The following is a 16,694-nucleotide window of genomic DNA, read 5'->3' as shown; positions in this document are numbered from 1 at the left end:
CTCGCCCCGCCGAAGAATGTCAATAAATGGAACGATAACGTTTTGTTCTATAATTGTCGATGGGAAACTCCCGGACGGTAACGTCGTGGTTTTGAGCGACGCAGAAGGGAAGATGTGGAGGGGGGCGGCCAAGATCGGCGCGCCGTTTATCCAATGGAACATCCGCCATCGGCATGGCTTGCCTCCCGGAGACGGTTATAATGCCGAGCAATTCTCGCAAGCGGAGACGACGTAAACGATGAAGATCGCAGCGAAGAAGTCCGCTGCAAAGGCGACCGTCGCCAGATCCCGTGGCGGACGCCCGACCCGAACTGCCGCACTTCAGCGCGACCTCAGGCTGCTCGATGTGGCCACCCGCTTGTTCATGGAGCGCGGCTTCGACGCCACCACGATCGACGCGGTGGCGGAGGAGGCGCGCGTCTCCAAGCTGACCGTCTATTCCCGCTATACTGACAAGCGAGGATTGTTTGAGGCGGCTCTTCGGCGGGAAATCGCACGCTGGCTGGCCCCTTTGTCGAATGGCGTGGAAGAGCGCCGCAACAACCCATCCAGCGGGTCGCTCGAGGCTTGGCTCGTCTCGATTGGCCGGCAGATCCAGGATATCGGTTCGACCCCGCGCGTGACGGCGATCATGCGCACGCTGTCGTTTCAGGCGACGAATTTCCCGGATCTGGCGCGGCTCGCCTATGAGGAGGGCTGGGGGCGCGCGGTGTCGACCCTGGCGCAGCTCTTCGACGATCTCAACGAGCAGGGGCTGATTCGGGTACCCGACGCCTCGGCTGCCGCCGAGACCTTTCTCAACATCGTAGTCGGTCCTGTGACTCGATTGACGATGTTCGACATGCCGATCGACGAGAAGAGTCGGGACCGGCTGCTCCGTTTGGGCGTCAAACTGTTTCTCAACGGCATTCGCCCCAATTGAGGTTGCGCGGCGACGCGGTCGTTCGATCGCCTCAGGCCGCGTCTTTTCCGGCAATCACGAAGTGGAGAGGTCGTCCCGAAGTCGGGTCGTCCCAGGCGAGATCGTACGTCGTGTCGATTGACAGAACGAAACGAACTGGTATCGTATCGTTCTGGCGCCCCAGCGCCATTGCGGTTCGCAGACTGCTGTACTCCCACGTTGTCTGCGAACCGACGCGGCCGATCGCATGCCGCCCCACGTGATCGGCCGCGTTCTCTATTTGTGGCGGCAGTTTTCACGCTCACGGGCGCAGCCCAGAGCCGATCTCATGCGCGCCTTTGTCTTAGCAATCGTCGCCTGTTTCATCGTGCTGGCGCCGTACCCCTCGTTAGCCGCGCGCGATGCGGTGGCGAGCGGCGCCGGCCAGACTGATGAAGGGCTGGACGCCGATCAGCCCGTCTCCGACAAACTTGAAATGGTGCGTACCGCGCCGGTCTCGCTTGGACAGGCGATCGCGATTGCCGAGAAGCTGCGCCCGGGGACCAAGAGCGTGCGGATAGAAGCTGACATCGTCAGCAATGCGTTGGTCTACCGCGTCCGCACGGCGCGCGACGGACAGGTTTGGGTCAGTGTCGTGTCGGGCAATTCCGGAGCGGTGGTCGGCGTGCCGTCGGACTCGTCGCCGGTGCAGGCCGCCGCCGACGAGCTGCGCGAGCTCGCATTATTGCAATCGATCGGCCCCGGCCTGTCGGATGCGGTGGCGATCGCTGAACGGTCGACGCGCGGGCGTGCCGTGCTCGGCGAGCTCGTGGTGGAGCAGGGTCGGCTGAAATTCGCGGTGGTGGTGCTGGCTGGTGACGCGCTCAAGGAAGTCGTGCTGGAGCCGCCCGGTGCGCGCTTGCGCCGGCCTCCGACCGCCCGTCCTGGAACCGCGCCGGCGCGGACGGCCGTGCCGTCGGGGAAGCAACCGTCGTGACTGGCGCCTCGGCATCCGCACTGGCGGCGCTCGCCGGCTCTGCGATCGGCGGACTGGCGACGCTGAGCACGACCTGGCTGTCCCAGAACTACCAGACGCGCAGCGCACGCTTCGCGCAGGAAAGCACCCGGCGCGAAAGGCTGTTCGGCGAGTTCATCGATCAGGCGTCGAAGCTCTATGTCGATGCGCTGGTTTATTCGCTCGACGATCCGACCAAGTTCATCGAGATCTACGCGTTGATCGGCAAACTGCGGCTGTTCGCGACGCCGAAGACCGTTGCCGAAGCCGAACGTCTGATCGAGCTCATCGTCGAGATCTACGACCGTCCGCCGCTGGACTTGCACGATCTCCAACGGATGGACCGTGACAGGTTCGATCTGCTGCGGCCGTTCGCCGAAGCCTGCCGCGCCGAGCTGATGTCAGGCGCGTCGTAACCGCGCAAGATCGCCGCCAGACGCGCCGGAAAGCCCTGGGGGGCGGGCGGACGCGTCGGACGATGATCTGACGATGTGGCACGTCGCTGGTTCGTGTCCGTCGCCGTCGCAGCGACGAAGCCCTTTATCGTGCGTCACGGAGCGATCTTCACCACCACTTTGCCGAGTGCCTCGCGGCCGGCGAGCGTCTTGAATGCGGTGCGAAAATCCTCAAGCGCGAACACGGACTCGATCGCGGGCTTCAGCTCCCGGTTGCCGAGCAGCCGATACAGATCCGCCATGCAACGTTGAAACGCGGTCGGCTCGCGCCGCGGCACCTGCGCAAGATCGACGCCGAGCAGGCTGCCGCCTTTGAGCAGCGGTAGGTTGAACGGCAGCGCTGGGATGCTGCCCGCCGCGAACCCGACGACGATGTGCCGGCCGTTCCAGGCGATCGAGCGAAACGCATCGACAGAGATCGGTCCGCCGACCGGATCGAATACGACGTCGGCGCCGTGATCCTGGGTCATGGTCTTGAACGTGTCACGCCAGTCCGGTTGCGTGTAGTCGATCGCGGCGTCGGCCCCGAGGCCGAGCGCGAAGTCCCGCTTCTGCGCGGTCGACGCTGCGGCGATGACACGCGCGCCGAGCAGCTTGCCGATCTGGATCGCAGCCGTCCCAACGCCGCCGGCGGCGCCGAGCACCAGCAGGATCTCGCCTTGCTTCAGCGCCGCGCGTTCGACCAGCGCGTAGTACGAGGTCAGGTAATTGGCCCGGAACGAGGCGCCTTCCTCGGGCGAGATGCCGCCCGGCAGGCGGCTGACGGCCTCGGCGGGAACCACGATGTACTCGGCGAGCGCACCGGAGCGCGTCATGCCCATCACCGCCATGCCGGCTGCGTAGTTCGCGACATCGTCTCCAACCACATCGATCACGCCCGCGAATTCGGTGCCGGGCACGAACGGAAGCGGATCCTTGGTCTGGTAGCGCCCTTGCACCTTGAGGCCGTCGACAAAGCCGATGCCGACCGCCTGAACCCGAACGCGCACCGAGCCCGGCGTCACCGCCGGCCGGGCGATCAGCTTCAGTTCGATCTCGTCGATCGAGGCGTACTGCTCGACGACGACGGCTTTCATCATGGATTCACGATCTGGCAAGGGTGGTGCTCCTTCTGAGCGATGGAACGGGGGCGGCCTTTGGGGCGCAGAGGGGTGACGAGCCATCTGCCCTCAAGCTCCCTTCGGAGCGCCCGGGGCATTGCTGCGATGTGATGGCCGGCGCCAGACACCGCGCGCGCCGTTGCGTTTGGAGTGCCGAGATGGTCGATCCCTTCTTTGGCTGATGCTTGCGCCGGGGATTTGTATCGAACCGGGAGCGGCGCTGTGCGCCGTCACCTCGCAGCGGACGTAACAGGCGATGGCCGGCGCGTCCACAACACGTCGCGCCGCATGATTTGATTTGCCGCGCGGCGGGATGAGCGCGTCTGCGGCGAAGCAGCCGGATCGTTCGAGGGGAGTCCGAGGCAGCGGTCTACAGCTCTTGCAGGCGCCGCGCGTCGCGCATCCGGCTGGAGTAGGTCTTGATAGTGTGGAAGGCCGCCACTGGATTGTGGGCGAGCACCCGATCCTTCACCACCAGCGTCGTCACCGGCGCCTCGGCATGGCGGATGAACAGCGAGTCGTGGCCGACGCACAGGCCCATGATGATGTTGAGCTGGGTGTGTTCGCGATTGAGCAGCCGGGCCTGTAGCACCGGATTGCAGCACGCTTCGTGGCCGGCTTTGATCTTCAGCTCTTCCGGCACGCCGATCTCGGTCTTGTCGATCGAGCCGACTTTGCACAATGCGGTTCGGGTCTCGAAACCGGCGAGCCGGAGCACGTCGACGAGCAGCTTGGTCTCTTCGATCAGCCCGATGCAGGTGGCGATGCCGATCCGGGTCGCGCCGATCCGGCGGGCGAACGCGACTGTCTCTTCGACGCGGTTGAGCTTGCAGTAATACTGCCCCTCGATCTTCGCCGCGGCACGGGCCAGCGTCGCATCGATGGTGTCGCCGGCATACAGCCCGACCAGCTCCTGGCGTTCCTCCGGCGCCAAATCGGTCGTCGCGCAGATGCCCGGATAACGCTTGTCGAGACGATAGCAGTTGAATTGCCCGCATTCGGAGCAGGTGATTTCGTCGGGCTTCGGCTTGGCCATGATGAGCGATCCTGATGAACGATAGTCGGTTCGAACTAAGCGACCATAGCGGCTCCTGCAATGCGACGCTCGGATGAGAAGTTGCATTTGTTGCGAATGGGGCACGCGGACAGCATCCGCGAGCGGATGGCTATACTCGCTGCTATCAGCATCATCGTTCTGCCGGAGCGGTGCGCGCGAGAATGCCGTTCTCCATGATCGGTCGCTCTCCTGCGGCACGCGCATGCGACGCGCGAGACGTTCTCCGTTCGGCGCGACATTTGAAATCGCGTTTCATTGACCTGGTATCAGCCGGGCTCGATCATGGCGGGACTGAATCTCGTCGGCGGGATCGGCCGCAACGGACTGATGGCCTCGCTGATTGTCACCGCGCATCGCGCGGCACGACTCTTGAACTGAAGGGGATAAAGATGGGCAACCACACAGGCCGGCCGATCAGCCGGCGGTCCGTGCTCCTCGGCGCGGCGGCGGGCGTCGTCGCAGCGCCGGTCGGGGCGTTCGGCATTCAGGCGTTTCCGGCGGCGCCTGCCGGTTATGATCTCTCCGACTTCCCGATCTGCCGGACCTCTGGCGAAGCGACGCCACTCACCGGCGCGCCGCGCAAGCTGAAACTGTCGTGGAACGCCAATTCGGTGTGCTCGGTGCAGGTGCCGGTCGCCATCGACTACGAGTTCTTCAAGAAGCAGAATCTCGACGTCGAACTGGTGAACTTCTCCGGCTCGACCGATCAATTGCTGGAGGCGATCGCCACCGGCAAGAGCGACGTTGGTGTCGGCATGGCGCTGCGTTGGCTGAAGCCGCTGGAGCAGGGGTTCGACGTCAAGATCGTTGCCGGCACTCACGGCGGCTGCCTGCGGGCGATCGCGCCGACCGGGTCGGAGATCAGCAAGGTCACCGATCTCAAGGGCAAGGTGGTGGCGATCGACGATCAGGCTGGGCCGGGCAAGAACTTCTTCTCGATTCAGCTCGCCAAGGCCGGCATTGATCCGGCCAGGGACGTCGAGTGGAAGCAGTATCCGGGCAATCTGGTGCGGCTTGCGGTGGAGAAGGGCGAGGCGCAGGCGGCACTGGCGTCCGATCCGCTCGCGCACGCCTTCCTCAAGGACGGCGAATTCAAGGAGATCGGCTCCAATCTCGACGGCGTCTACCGCAACGTGAGCTGCTGCATCGTCGGCGTGCGCGGCAGCCTGATCCGCGACGAGCCGCTGGTGGCGCGTGCAGTGACCCAGGCGTTGCTCGACGCGGCGGAGTTCTCCGCCAACAATCCCGAGCAGGCGACGAAGTCGTTTCTGCCCTACGCGCCGAAGATCGTGACCGAAGACGATGTGCGGGCGCTGATCAAGTATCACACCCATCACCATCACCCGATCGGGGAGCAGCTCAAGAACGAGCTGAAGCTCTACGCCGAGGATCTCAAGGCCGTCTCGGTGATCAAGCGTTCGACCGACACCAGCAAATTTGCGGACAAGATCTATGCCGACGTATTCCGTGTCTGACGCTCTCGAACTCGATGTCGGGACGCAGCTCGCGTCCCGCACCTCGTCGCTGCTCCGCGCGGTGCGCGGGCATGCCATCGGCTTCGCTGCCGGCCTCGGCTGGGCGGCGTTCGGATTGTCGTGCCTGTGGCGGGACGACATCGGCGACTGGTCGCGCACCCAGGAGGTGGCGATTGCCGGCTTCGCGATCGGCGGCGCGATCGCGCTGGCTGCGGCGGTCGGCTTGTGGTCGCGCGCGGTCGGCGGAGCGGTGCAACGGCGCGCGCCTTGGCTGCTGCTGCTCGGCCTACTGCTCGCGGCCTGGGAGGTGGTGACCGCGAAGCTTGGGCTGTTGCCGCAGCCGTTCTTCCCGCCGCCGCAGGCGATCGTCGAGGTCTACACCGATGATCTGCCGAAGCTGGTGGAGAGCGTGTTCGCATCCGTGAAGCTGCAGCTCGGCGGCTATCTGATCGGCGCGGCGGTCGGATTCGTCACCGGCGTGTCGATCGGCTGGTCGCGCGCGGTCGGCTATTGGGTGCATCCGGTGCTGCGCTTCATCGGCCCGCTGCCGGCGACCGCATGGCTGCCGATCGCGTTCTTCGCGTTTCCGTCGAGCTGGAGCGCATCGACCTTCCTGATCGCGCTCGCGACCGGCTTTCCTGTGACGGTGCTGACCTGGTCGGGAGTGGCCAGCGTGTCGAGCGCTTACTACGACGTCGCGCGCACGCTCGGCGCCAAGCCGTCGTTCCTGGTTTTCAAGGTCGCGATCCCGGCGGCGCTGCCGCACGTCTTCGTCGGTCTGTTCATGGGGCTCGGCGCGTCGTTCGCGGTGCTGGTGGTGGCGGAAATGATGGGCGTGAAGTCCGGGCTCGGTTGGTATCTGCAATGGGCACAGGGCTGGGCCGCTTACGCCAATATGTACGCCGCGCTGCTGGTGATGTCGCTGCTGTGCTCCGGCGCCATCACCGCGCTGTTCAAGGTCCGCGACCGTTTGCTGGTCTGGCAGAAGGGAGTCGTGAAATGGTGAGCACCGCCGCATTGAAACCGCAGCCGCAAGCCGCCGGCGCTGCGCTCGACGTGGTCGACGTCAGTCACCATTTCGACATCGATGGCGCCGCGCTGCCGGTGCTCGATCACGTCACGCTCAGCGCCGGGCCGGGCGAGTTCGTCGCGCTGCTCGGGCCCTCGGGCTGCGGCAAGTCCACGCTGCTGCGACTGGTGGCGGGGCTGGAGCAGCCGCGCGCCGGCCGGCTGCTCGAAGACGGCCGCGTCATTACCGGACCGCATCCGTCGCGCGTCGTCGTGTTCCAGGATCCGACGCTGTTTCCGTGGCGGACGGTGTGGAAGAACGTCGCGCTCGGGCTCGAGGCGCAGGGCATCATCAAGTCCGAGCGTCACCGTGTCGATGGGGCGCTGGCAATGGTCGGGCTCAGCGGCTTCGCCCATGCCTATCCGCATCAGCTCTCGGGCGGCATGGCGCAGCGGGTGTCGCTGGCCCGGGCGCTGGTCAACGATCCCGACATCCTGGTGCTCGACGAGCCGCTCGGCAAACTGGACTCGCTGACCCGGCTCAGCATGCAGACCGAGATCGTGTCGCTGTGGCAACGCCAGGGCTTCACCACGCTGCTGGTGACCCACGACGTCGAGGAGGCGCTGTTCCTGGCGCAGCGCGTGGTGGTGTTCAGCGAACGCCCGGCCAGGCTCAAGGCCGATATCCAGGTCGATCGGCCGTACCCCCGCCATCGCGGCGACCCGCATCTGGCCGACCTGCGCCGCCAGATCCTCGGCCTGCTCGGCCTCGACGCCACCTGGTGATCGAGGCGGGCGGCGCGGCTCTCGGCACGGGCGGCGATCCGCCACTCGGGCTTGACCAGGCTTGCGCGGCCGTCGAAGAACATCCGGCAAATTCGTGGAAAACGAACCGGAGGGACGATGCCGCATCTGGTGGTGGACTATTCGGCCGATCATCTCGGCCGCGACCGCATCGGGCGGATGATGGAGCAGCTTGCCGTCACCGCCGCGGCGACCGGGGTGATGCAGGCGGCCGACATCAAGGTACGGGCCCGCGGCTTCGACGACTATCTGGTGGCGGGCAAGCGCGACAGCTTCGTGCATCTTGCCGTGTTCATGCTGGCGGGCCGCACGCCGGAGCAGAAGGTCGCACTCAGCGTCGCGCTGCGCCAGACTCTGGTCGAGCATTGCCCCGACATTCATAGCCTCAGCGTCGACATCCGCGACATGGACCCGGAAGCTTACAAGAAGCGGCTGAAGGGGACGTGAGTCACGGGCGCCGCAGCCCGGATCAGCGAAGCGCCATCCGGGCGCGGCATGTCAGCGGGCGCGATCGGGCTCCGCTTGCTTCGATCAATCGATGAAGCGCGCGAGGACTTCGTCGCCCGGCTGCCGTGAAGCGAAATCGGGCTCACGGGCCGATTCCGATGTCGGTTGCGCGATGTCGGGGCTCGCAGGCGGCGCTGGTTCAATTGGCTAAAATTGAACCGAGTGTGTGGTGGATTTAGACAGCCGATGGAGGCACAACACACGGGCTTCAGTGTGTGAGGTCGTGACGTTCGAAATGCCGGGTTCGGTTGTCAGAGTAACGTTGTCCCTGATCGGGCCAGGCATCATCGGCGTATTCGGCCTCGCGTTTCTGGCGGCCTGGAGCTACGACCGGCGACGGCCTTATCTCGGCCTTCTGGCCGCTGCGTGTGCGCTGTTCGCGCTCGGGGCATCGAGCCAGATTCTCTATTGGCCGCGTGACACGGGCCTGAACGCGATGGTGTCGGGCGCGCTCTACACCTGCGCCGTGATCGCGGCGGTCGAAGGCGTGCTGATCCGCTCTAGCAGGGCGTTCGGCTGGTGGATCGATGTCGCGATCTTCGCCGCGTTTTCGCTGGCGCTGTATTACTTCTTCTACGTCGATCGCAGCCTCTTGGCGCGCATCTATGTGCAGAATTTCGGCTACGGACTGCTGCTCTGCGTCGCCGCGCTCAGGCTTGCGCATCTCAGACACGGCCGCGTGGTCGACCGCATCCTGTTCTGGACGCTGCTGCTGTTCGGGCTGCACTTCTTTCCCCGCACAGTCTTCACGGTCGGCGTGTCGCCGCCGTCGGGTGGACCGCTCGCGGTCGCCGACTCGGTGTTCTGGCAGACGCTGCAGTTGTCGCTTGCCGTACTGGGCGCAGCGCTGGCGATGGCCATCCTGGCTGCGGCGGTGTCCGATCTGATCGATGATCTGCGCCGCGAACGCGACCTCGACCATCTCACCGGGCTGCTCAACCGCCGCGGCTTCGAGGCGGAGATCGCGGCGCCGATGCGCCGTGCGCCCGAAGGCGCGGCGCTGATCCTGTGCGACGTCGACCATTTCAAATCGATCAACGACAGCTTCGGTCATGACGTCGGCGACGCCGTGCTGCAGGAGATCGGCGCGATCCTGCGCAGAACCGCCCGCAAGGGCGATCTCGTCGGCCGCTGGGGCGGCGAGGAGTTCGCGGTGTTCCTGCCGGACACCTCGTTATCCGAGGCCACCGCGTGCGCCGAACGGCTCCGGCAGACGATCCGGCAGGGTAAAATTCCCGGTCTGGACACCCGGCCCGTGACCGCGAGCTTCGGGGTGGCGACGACCCGCGAGGCCGGCGACTGGGCGGCGCTCTACAAGACGGCGGACAGTCGGCTTTACCGTGCCAAGGCAGCGGGCCGGGACCGTACCGTCGATCGCGGGATGTAGTTGCGTCGGCCGGTAGATGGGGTAACGGGCCGGCCAGGCCGAGCATGTCGCTTGGTGGATTGGCGGAAGGGTGGTCGTCCCTCAAACTGATGGTGTCAATCAACGGAGTCAGGGCGAGCCCGCTCCAAGCATCATCGAGGAACGACCATGTACCACTATGCCGGAATCGACGTGTCTTTGGAACAGTCTGCGGTTTGTGTCGTCGACGGGACTGGGCGGATCGCGCGAGAGGCGAAGGTGGCGAGTGAGCCGGCGGCGCTGATCGCCTGGTTCGGTTCGCTGGCGACGCCGCTGGAGCGGATCGGTCTGGAGGCTGGGCCGTTGTCGCAATGGCTCTACGCGGCCTTGCGTGAGGCGGGCTGGCGGTCGAACTGCTTGAGACGCGGCACGTTCGCGATGCCTTCAAGGCGATGTCGGTGAAGACCGACCGCAACGACGCCCGCGCCATCGCGCAACTGATGCGGCTTGGTTGGTTCCGGCCGGTGCATTGTAAATCGATCGCGGCGCAGGAAGTCCGTGCCGTGCTGACGGCGCGCAAGCTGCTGCAGACGAAGTTGCTCGACGTCGAGAACAGTCTTCGCGGGATTCTGCGCGGCTTCGGCCTGAAGGTCGGCAAGACGACCGAGCGGAGCTTTGCGGCGCGGATCGAAGAATTGACTAAGGGCCACGCGGCACTGGCTTCGATCGCCAAGGCGATGCTCGCGGTGCACACCGTGCTGATGCGCGAGTTCAGAGCATTGGACAAGCAGGTGCTGCAGCTCGCCAAGGCGCAGCCACAAGCACGGCTGTTGATGACGACGCCGTCGGTCGGTCCGATCGTGGCGCTCACCTATGCCAATGCGATCGACGATCCGGCCCGGTTCAAGTCTTCGAAGGCAGCGGGCGCCCACTTCGGTCTGACGCCGAAGAAATATCAATCGGGGCAGACCGACTACACCGGTCGTATCACCAAGACCGGCGACGCTTCGGTGCGCGAGGCGCTGTATCAGGCGGCGCACATCATGCTGACCAAGCCGATCAAGAATTGCACCGAGTTGAAGAGCTGGGCGATGCGGATTGCCAAGCGGGCCGGCCTGCGCAAGGCGAAGGTGGCGCTGGCGCGCAAGCTGGCGGTCGTGCTGCACCGGATGCTGGCCGACGCCAAGCCGTTCAACCCCAACGTCAAGCTGGCGACGACCTGACGAGGAGAAATTACGAATTCGGGGAAGGCCAAGGCACCAAGCCATCCTTGAGCGAAGTCCCTTCGCCGGGACGATGGATCCGGTCAGGCCGCCATCCGGGACGTCGGTTCACAACCACGCTTCCGTAGATTGGCCGGCCGGCTCCTCTTACGCACCCCTAAAGGTGACGGCCACCGCGCCGATCCCGGACAGAAGCAAGTCGCCGGCGACAGGACCAAGCAAAAAGGGATTGACTAACCGAGGCCCGTTACAGAAGCCCGGATGGAGCACAGCGCAATCCGGGGAGGGCGTCTCAGCGGGGCAAGGAATCCCGGATTTCGCTTCGCTCCATCCGGGCTACGCTCGCTAACGCCGTTTCCGATCAAACGCACGATGTCACGGTTCTACAGTTGAAGGCTCAACCTCGCATGTCGCTACGCTCATGGGTGGTACGCTTGCTGACGTACATCTAATCGAGTCGTCGTGCGGCCAGTGCATAGTCACTTGGTCTCTTGCTTTGGTTCCCAATCAAGATCAAATCCGCTGAAGTCGAGTTGTGGGCTTGAGATCGTCAAATCACTTCCGTCTACTGCGATGCGAGAAATTTCAATCCCATTTCGTTTGGCTATTTGTCTTGCCGCAGCTTCGATTTTGGGAGATCTGACCCCTCTCTTCCAGAGTCTACGTACTTCGGAAATGAACGCTATTTCGACTTCGGATGATGCAAACTTGGTGGAGTTATGAGGTGTAGAGTTCGTCAGTGCATTTTCGAGAGAGGAGAGACGTTCGTGTAATTCCGCAATCAAGCGCTCGCGCGGGTCTTCACTTTGGCGCATTCGGAAGCTGGCATTAGCCTGAGTGATCGGGTTGGTAACCACATAATCCTTCGTGGTTACAGCGCGAACTGATTCGGTTAGTCGTGATCGAGCCTGTTCGATGCTGTTCCAATCGGATAAGTCGACAAAGATTGTTCGGTGGGAGATGTTGTCGAATGGCAAATTAGTACCCGAGCGTGCAATATGAATTGTTGGCTTCTCTGTTGAATGGCGTATGCCGAGTTCATAAAAAGCGTTGGGATTTAAATCGGTCAGGTCGGCCACTACAAGATCGGCGTTGATGATGTCTGAAATTACCCGATCACCAATCATGCCGGGGTCGGTGTCTTCGTCGGCCCTTTTTACTTTGTAGGAGAGTTCCTCAGTTTGGAGAGAGTGCTTGATTACAGCGTGCAGCAATAGGTCGGAGTGCTTGCGCTCTGTGGTTCCTTCTTTTCCAATCGGTCCAATTACGAAGCACAGCTTGTATGCGGGTTGAGCGCCGGAAGGATGGGTGGCGGTCTTGGCCATGTATGTGCTCGTTCGGGAAATCGCCAAAAGGGGAGGCTGAAATCAGGTCGCTTGGTAAAGCAAAGAGAAGGCGAGCCTTTGCTCACCTTCTCTGGGGGAGTTCAACGGCTACTGAGCCCGCGATCGCTGTCTCCTCGACTGTCATTTCCTGACAATGATGTGCGCTACGAGCACCCCGTCGTCGATCCGCACGTATCGCACTTCATGCAGGTCCCGTTCCGCACCAGCGTGAAGTTGCCGCACTCCGAGCACATCTCGCCTTCGTAGCCCTTGGCTTTGGCTTCGGCGCGGCGTTCGGCTTTGGTCGGGGCGGGCTGGGTCGCGGCGGTGGTGGCTTTGCTCCACTGCAGCGCTTCCAGCTTTTCGGTCGGCGACAGATCGGTCTGCACTTCCTGCTTCAACGCGGTGGCGCCTTCGAGGGCGTCGCCGACGCGGGAGGAGGCCAGCGCGGTGACGGTCGGCGCGGCGCCCGACGGGGCGTTGCGCGGCGTGGTGTCCGCCGGGTGGGCGGGGGTGCTGCGCATCACCACCAGATTGTCGGTGCGCGACCGGGTCAGGCCCTTGGACAGATACTTGGTCGCCGATGCGGGGCCCGCGACCATGCTGCCGTCCGGCGCCTTGCCTTCGTCGACGCCCTTGCCGATGGCGTCGAAGCCGGTCTCGGTCGGATCGACATGGGCGAGGTCGAAGCGGCCCATGTAGCTCACCGCCAGCTCGCGGAACACGTAGTCGAGGATCGAGGTGGCGTACTTGATCGAGTCGTTGCCCTGGACGGGGCCGGCCGGCTCGAACCGGGTGAAGGTGAAGGCGTCGACATATTCTTCGAGCGGCACGCCGTATTGCAGGCCGAGCGAGACCGCGATCGCGAAGTTGTTGATGAACGACCGGAGGGCCGCGCCTTCCTTGTGCATGTCGATGAAGATCTCGCCGAGGCGGCCGTCATCGTATTCGCCGGTGCGCAAGTAGACCTTGTGGCCGCCGACCACCGCCTTCTGGGTGTAGCCCTTGCGGCGATCCGGCATCTTCTCGCGCTCGCGCATCACCACGATGCGCTCGACCAGCCGCTCCACCACCTTCTCGGAGATGTGCGTGGCGCGCGCGGCCATCGGCTTGTCGAGGAAGGTATCGATGTCCTCGTCCTCGTCGTCGTCCGCGATCAGCTGCGAGTTCAGCGGCTGCGACAGCTTGGAGCCGTCGCGATACAGCGCGTTGGCCTTCAGCGCCAGCTTCCACGACAGCATGTAGGCGGACTTGCAGTCCTCCACCGTGGCGTCGTTCGGCATGTTGATGGTTTTGGAGATCGCGCCGGAGATGAACGGCTGCGCCGCGGCCATCATCCGGATGTGGCTCTCGACCGACAGATAGCGCTTGCCGATCTTGCCGCACGGATTGGCGCAATCGAACACCGCGTAGTGCTCGGGCTTGAGATGCGGCGCACCCTCGACCGTCATCGCGCCGCAGATGTGGATGTTGGCGGCCTCGATCTCGCGCTTGGTGAAGCCGAGCGCGGTGAGCAGGTCGAAATTCGGCTGCGCGATCTGCTCGGCTTCGATCTTGAGCGTCTCTTTGAGGAAGTCCTCGCCGAAGGTCCACTTGTTGAAGGCGAACTTGATGTCGAAGGCGGTCGGCAGCGCGGCCTCGACCTTCTTCAGCGCGTCCTCGGTGAAGCCCTTGGCCTTCAGCGTCGAGGCGTTGATCGCCGGCGCGTTGGACAGCGAGCCGTGGCCGACCGCGTAGGCTTCGATCTCCTGGATCTGGTGTTCCGGATAGCCGAGTACGCGCAGCGCGGCGGGGACCGCGCGGTTGATGATCTTGAAGTAGCCGCCGCCGGCCAGCTTCTTGAACTTCACCAGCGCGAAGTCGGGCTCGATGCCGGTGGTGTCGCAGTCCATGACGAGACCGATGGTGCCGGTCGGCGCGATCACCGTGGTTTGCGCATTGCGGTATCCGTGCTGCTCGCCGAGTTCGAGCGCCTTGTCCCAGGCCGCCTTGGCGTGGGCGACGGCGTTCGGGATCGGGCAGTTGGCGTGATCGAGCGGCACCGGGTTGACCGACAGCGCCTCATAGACGCGGCTCTCGCCATGCGCGGCGCGGCGGTGATTGCGGATCACCCGCAGCATATGGTCGGCGTTCTTCTTGTAGCCGGGGAAGGCGCCGAGCTTGGCGGCCATCTCGGCCGAGGTCGCATAGGCGGTGCCGGTCATGATGGCGGAGAGGGCGCCGCACAGCGCGCGACCTTCCTTAGAGTCGTAGGACAGACCCATGGTCATCAAGAGACCGCCGATATTGGCGAAGCCGAGGCCCAGGGTGCGGAATTCGTAGGACAGCTCGGCGATCTGCTTCGACGGGAACTGCGCCATCAGCACCGAGATTTCCAGCACCACGGTCCACAGCCGGCACAGATGCTCGTAGGCTTCGAGGTCGAAGGTGTTGGTCTCGGTGTTGTAGAACGTCAGCAGGTTCGCCGAGGCGAGATTGCAGGCGGTGTCGTCCAGGAACATGTACTCCGAGCACGGGTTCGACGCGCGGATGTCGCCGGACGCCTTGCAAGTGTGCCAATCGTTCATCGTGGTGTTGAAGTGCAGGCCGGGATCGGCGCTGGCCCAGGCCGCGGTGCCGATCTTCTCCCACAGGTCACGCGCCTTCAGCGTCTTCACCACCTTCTTGTTGGTGCGGGCGGTGAGGTGCCAGTCGCCGTCGGTCTCGACCGCGCGGAGGAAGTCGTCCTTCAGCGACACCGAGTTGTTGGAGTTCTGGCCGGCGACGGTGAGGTAGGCCTCGCTATCCCAGTCGGTGTCGTAGATCGGGAAGTCGATCTCCTTGTAGCCCTGCTTGGCGAACTGGATGACGCGCTTGATCATCGCGTCGGTCACCAGCGCGCGGCGCGCCAGCTTGACCTCGCGGCGCAGCGCCGGGTTCTTCTCCGGATCGAAGCAGTCGTCGCCCGAGCCCTGGCAGTTGACGCAGGCCTTCAGGATCGCCTTGAGGTGCTTCTGGTTGACCTTGGAGCCGGTGACAAGCGCGGCGACCTTCTGCTCCTCCTTCACCTTCCAGTCGATGTACGCCTCGATGTCCGGGTGATCGACGTCGACCACCACCATCTTGGCGGCGCGGCGGGTGGTGCCGCCGCTCTTGATGGCGCCGGCGGCGCGGTCGCCGATCTTCAGGAAGCTCATCAGGCCCGAGGACTTGCCGCCGCCCGACAGCCGTTCGCCTTCACCGCGCAGCCGCGAGAAGTTGGAGCCGGTGCCGGAGCCGTATTTGAACAGCCGCGCCTCGCGGACCCACAGGTCCATGATGCCGCCGTCGTTGACGAGGTCGTCCTCGATGCCCTGGATGAAGCAGGCGTGCGGCTGCGGGTGCTCGTAGGCCGACTTCGACTTGGTCAGCTTGCCGGTCTTGTAGTCGACGTAATAGTGGCCCTGGCCGGGGCCGTCGACGCCGTAGGCCCAGTGCAGACCGGTGTTGAACCACTGCGGCGAGTTCGGCGCCACCATCTGCATCGACAGCATGTAGCGCAGCTCGTCGAAGAACGCGCGGGCATCGTCCTCGCTCGAGAAGTAGCTGCCCTTCCAGCCCCAATAGGTCCAGCAGCCGGCGAGGCGATCGAACACCTGCTTGGCGGAATGTTCGGAGGTGAAGCGCTCGCTCTCGGGCAGAGCGGCGAGGGCGTCGGTGTCGGGCACGGAGCGCCACAGCCACGACGGCACGCTCTCTTCCTCGACCTTCTTCAGGCGCGCAGCGACGCCCGCTTTACGGAAATACTTCTGCGCCAGCACGTCGGAGGCGACCTGCGACCAGAAATCCGGCACCTCGACGTTCTCGAGTCGGAACACCACCGATCCATCCGGATTTCGGATCTCGCTGGTCGTCAGCCTGAACGCGATGTCCGCGTAAGGAGACTGGCCGTCCTTGGTGTAGCGCCGTTCGATCTTCATCTCGTGCCCCGTTCAAGTCGCCCGAAACCCCGCTTGGGTGGTCCGGGAAGTTGCTGGTCGGCGAACCTTGTTCGCCCTGCGAGCCGTGGCCCGGCTCCGTCTGTCTTGAGGGCAAGCGGTACGGCTGCATTGTGCAACCGGTCCTCCAACCCTTCTAACGCCCCATGTCGCTTTGCGAGCCGTTTTGCCGGCCCGTCGGAATGCGCCCCAACGGTCGATTTAGGAGCAGACGACGCCTCGCCCCGCTGCCGCTGTGGCTGTCGGAGGTGGCCGGTCTGGACCCTTCTGGGAAACGTCCGGCGGGACAAAACACTCCCTCGCTGGACGGCCCTGAAGCTAGGCCGACTCCGTCCGACCCGTCAAGCAATAGTGCGGGTTCCTGAATCAAATACTAAATGTGGTGGATTAGGGTGGAAAACAGGGGCCGCAGCTCGCCCTGACCCGGTCAAGTATCGGTGAGTCCTCGGAGATTCCAAAGATCAAAAAGGCGGCGCGAGGCTGCCGATCGGGGCTGCACCCGCTGTTCACAGGGCAGGTATTTTTTCGCTCAAGGGGCTTGCCA

The 16,694-nt window shown here is 64.3% G+C and carries 12 protein-coding genes and 1 pseudogene; 9 read left to right on the top strand and 4 right to left on the bottom strand.

Annotated features, from left to right (window positions below):
* The first annotated feature begins 238 nt into the window (after positions 1–238).
* The 3 genes from M9H71_RS09480 to M9H71_RS09470 all read left to right on the top strand — a co-directional run bounded on the left by M9H71_RS09480 (position 239) and on the right by M9H71_RS09470 (position 2,311).
* The gene (locus tag M9H71_RS09480; protein WP_455404784.1) at positions 239–922 is read left to right on the top strand and encodes a TetR/AcrR family transcriptional regulator; all 684 of its coding nucleotides are present in this window, start codon (positions 239–241) and stop codon (positions 920–922) included.
* Between the two features lie 226 nt (positions 923–1,148).
* Complete coding sequence (locus M9H71_RS09475; RefSeq protein ID WP_455404783.1) at positions 1,149–1,877, top strand: PepSY domain-containing protein; 729 nt, start codon at positions 1,149–1,151, stop codon at positions 1,875–1,877.
* Positions 1,874–2,311, top strand: coding sequence for a hypothetical protein (locus M9H71_RS09470; protein WP_455404782.1), 438 nt, complete (start codon positions 1,874–1,876; stop codon positions 2,309–2,311). The genes M9H71_RS09475 and M9H71_RS09470 overlap by 4 nt, the downstream gene beginning before the upstream one ends.
* A gap of 134 nt (positions 2,312–2,445) precedes the next feature.
* On the opposite strand, the gene M9H71_RS09465 is transcribed toward M9H71_RS09470, so the two are convergent.
* Both M9H71_RS09465 and M9H71_RS09460 read right to left on the bottom strand, forming a co-directional pair.
* A complete protein-coding gene (locus M9H71_RS09465; protein ID WP_455404891.1) occupies positions 2,446–3,426 on the bottom strand; it encodes an NADPH:quinone oxidoreductase family protein in 981 nt (326 codons plus the stop codon).
* Between the two features lie 394 nt (positions 3,427–3,820).
* The gene (locus M9H71_RS09460) at positions 3,821–4,486 is read right to left on the bottom strand and encodes a DUF1847 domain-containing protein (RefSeq protein WP_455404781.1); all 666 of its coding nucleotides are present in this window, start codon (positions 4,484–4,486) and stop codon (positions 3,821–3,823) included.
* A gap of 410 nt (positions 4,487–4,896) precedes the next feature.
* Between M9H71_RS09460 and M9H71_RS09455 the strand changes: the two genes are divergently transcribed.
* The 6 genes and pseudogenes from M9H71_RS09455 to M9H71_RS09430 all read left to right on the top strand — a co-directional run bounded on the left by M9H71_RS09455 (position 4,897) and on the right by M9H71_RS09430 (position 10,869).
* Positions 4,897–5,982, top strand: coding sequence for an ABC transporter substrate-binding protein (locus M9H71_RS09455; RefSeq protein WP_455404780.1), 1,086 nt, complete (start codon positions 4,897–4,899; stop codon positions 5,980–5,982).
* Entirely contained in the window at positions 5,960–6,988 is a 1,029-nt protein-coding gene (locus M9H71_RS09450) for an ABC transporter permease (RefSeq protein ID WP_455404779.1), read from the top strand. The genes M9H71_RS09455 and M9H71_RS09450 overlap by 23 nt, the downstream gene beginning before the upstream one ends.
* Positions 6,982–7,776 carry an ABC transporter ATP-binding protein gene (locus M9H71_RS09445; RefSeq protein ID WP_455404778.1) on the top strand — a complete coding sequence of 265 codons (795 nt, stop codon included), beginning with the start codon at positions 6,982–6,984 and terminating at the stop codon, positions 7,774–7,776. The genes M9H71_RS09450 and M9H71_RS09445 overlap by 7 nt, the downstream gene beginning before the upstream one ends.
* Positions 7,777–7,893: 117 nt before the next feature.
* Positions 7,894–8,241, top strand: coding sequence for a 5-carboxymethyl-2-hydroxymuconate Delta-isomerase (locus tag M9H71_RS09440; RefSeq protein WP_455404777.1), 348 nt, complete (start codon positions 7,894–7,896; stop codon positions 8,239–8,241).
* A 322-nt stretch (positions 8,242–8,563) separates the two neighbouring features.
* On the top strand, positions 8,564–9,688 hold the full coding sequence (locus tag M9H71_RS09435) for a diguanylate cyclase domain-containing protein (RefSeq protein WP_455404776.1): 1,125 nt from the start codon (positions 8,564–8,566) through the stop codon (positions 9,686–9,688).
* A 147-nt stretch (positions 9,689–9,835) separates the two neighbouring features.
* Positions 9,836–10,869: pseudogene (locus M9H71_RS09430) on the top strand (IS110 family RNA-guided transposase).
* A 479-nt stretch (positions 10,870–11,348) separates the two neighbouring features.
* Here M9H71_RS09430 and M9H71_RS09425 read toward each other — a convergent pair.
* Positions 11,349–12,194, bottom strand: a complete 846-nt coding sequence (locus tag M9H71_RS09425; RefSeq protein ID WP_455404775.1) for a hypothetical protein — start codon at positions 12,192–12,194, stop codon at positions 11,349–11,351.
* 164 nt (positions 12,195–12,358) lie between these two features.
* Positions 12,359–16,132, bottom strand: coding sequence for a vitamin B12-dependent ribonucleotide reductase (locus M9H71_RS09420; protein WP_455404774.1), 3,774 nt, complete (start codon positions 16,130–16,132; stop codon positions 12,359–12,361).
* Positions 16,133–16,694: the final 562 nt, after the last annotated feature.

The sequence above is a fragment of the Rhodopseudomonas parapalustris genome, from assembly GCF_053772255.1.
The sequence above is the reverse complement of the archived record's forward strand: the minus strand, read 5'-3'. Positions and strand labels throughout refer to the sequence as shown.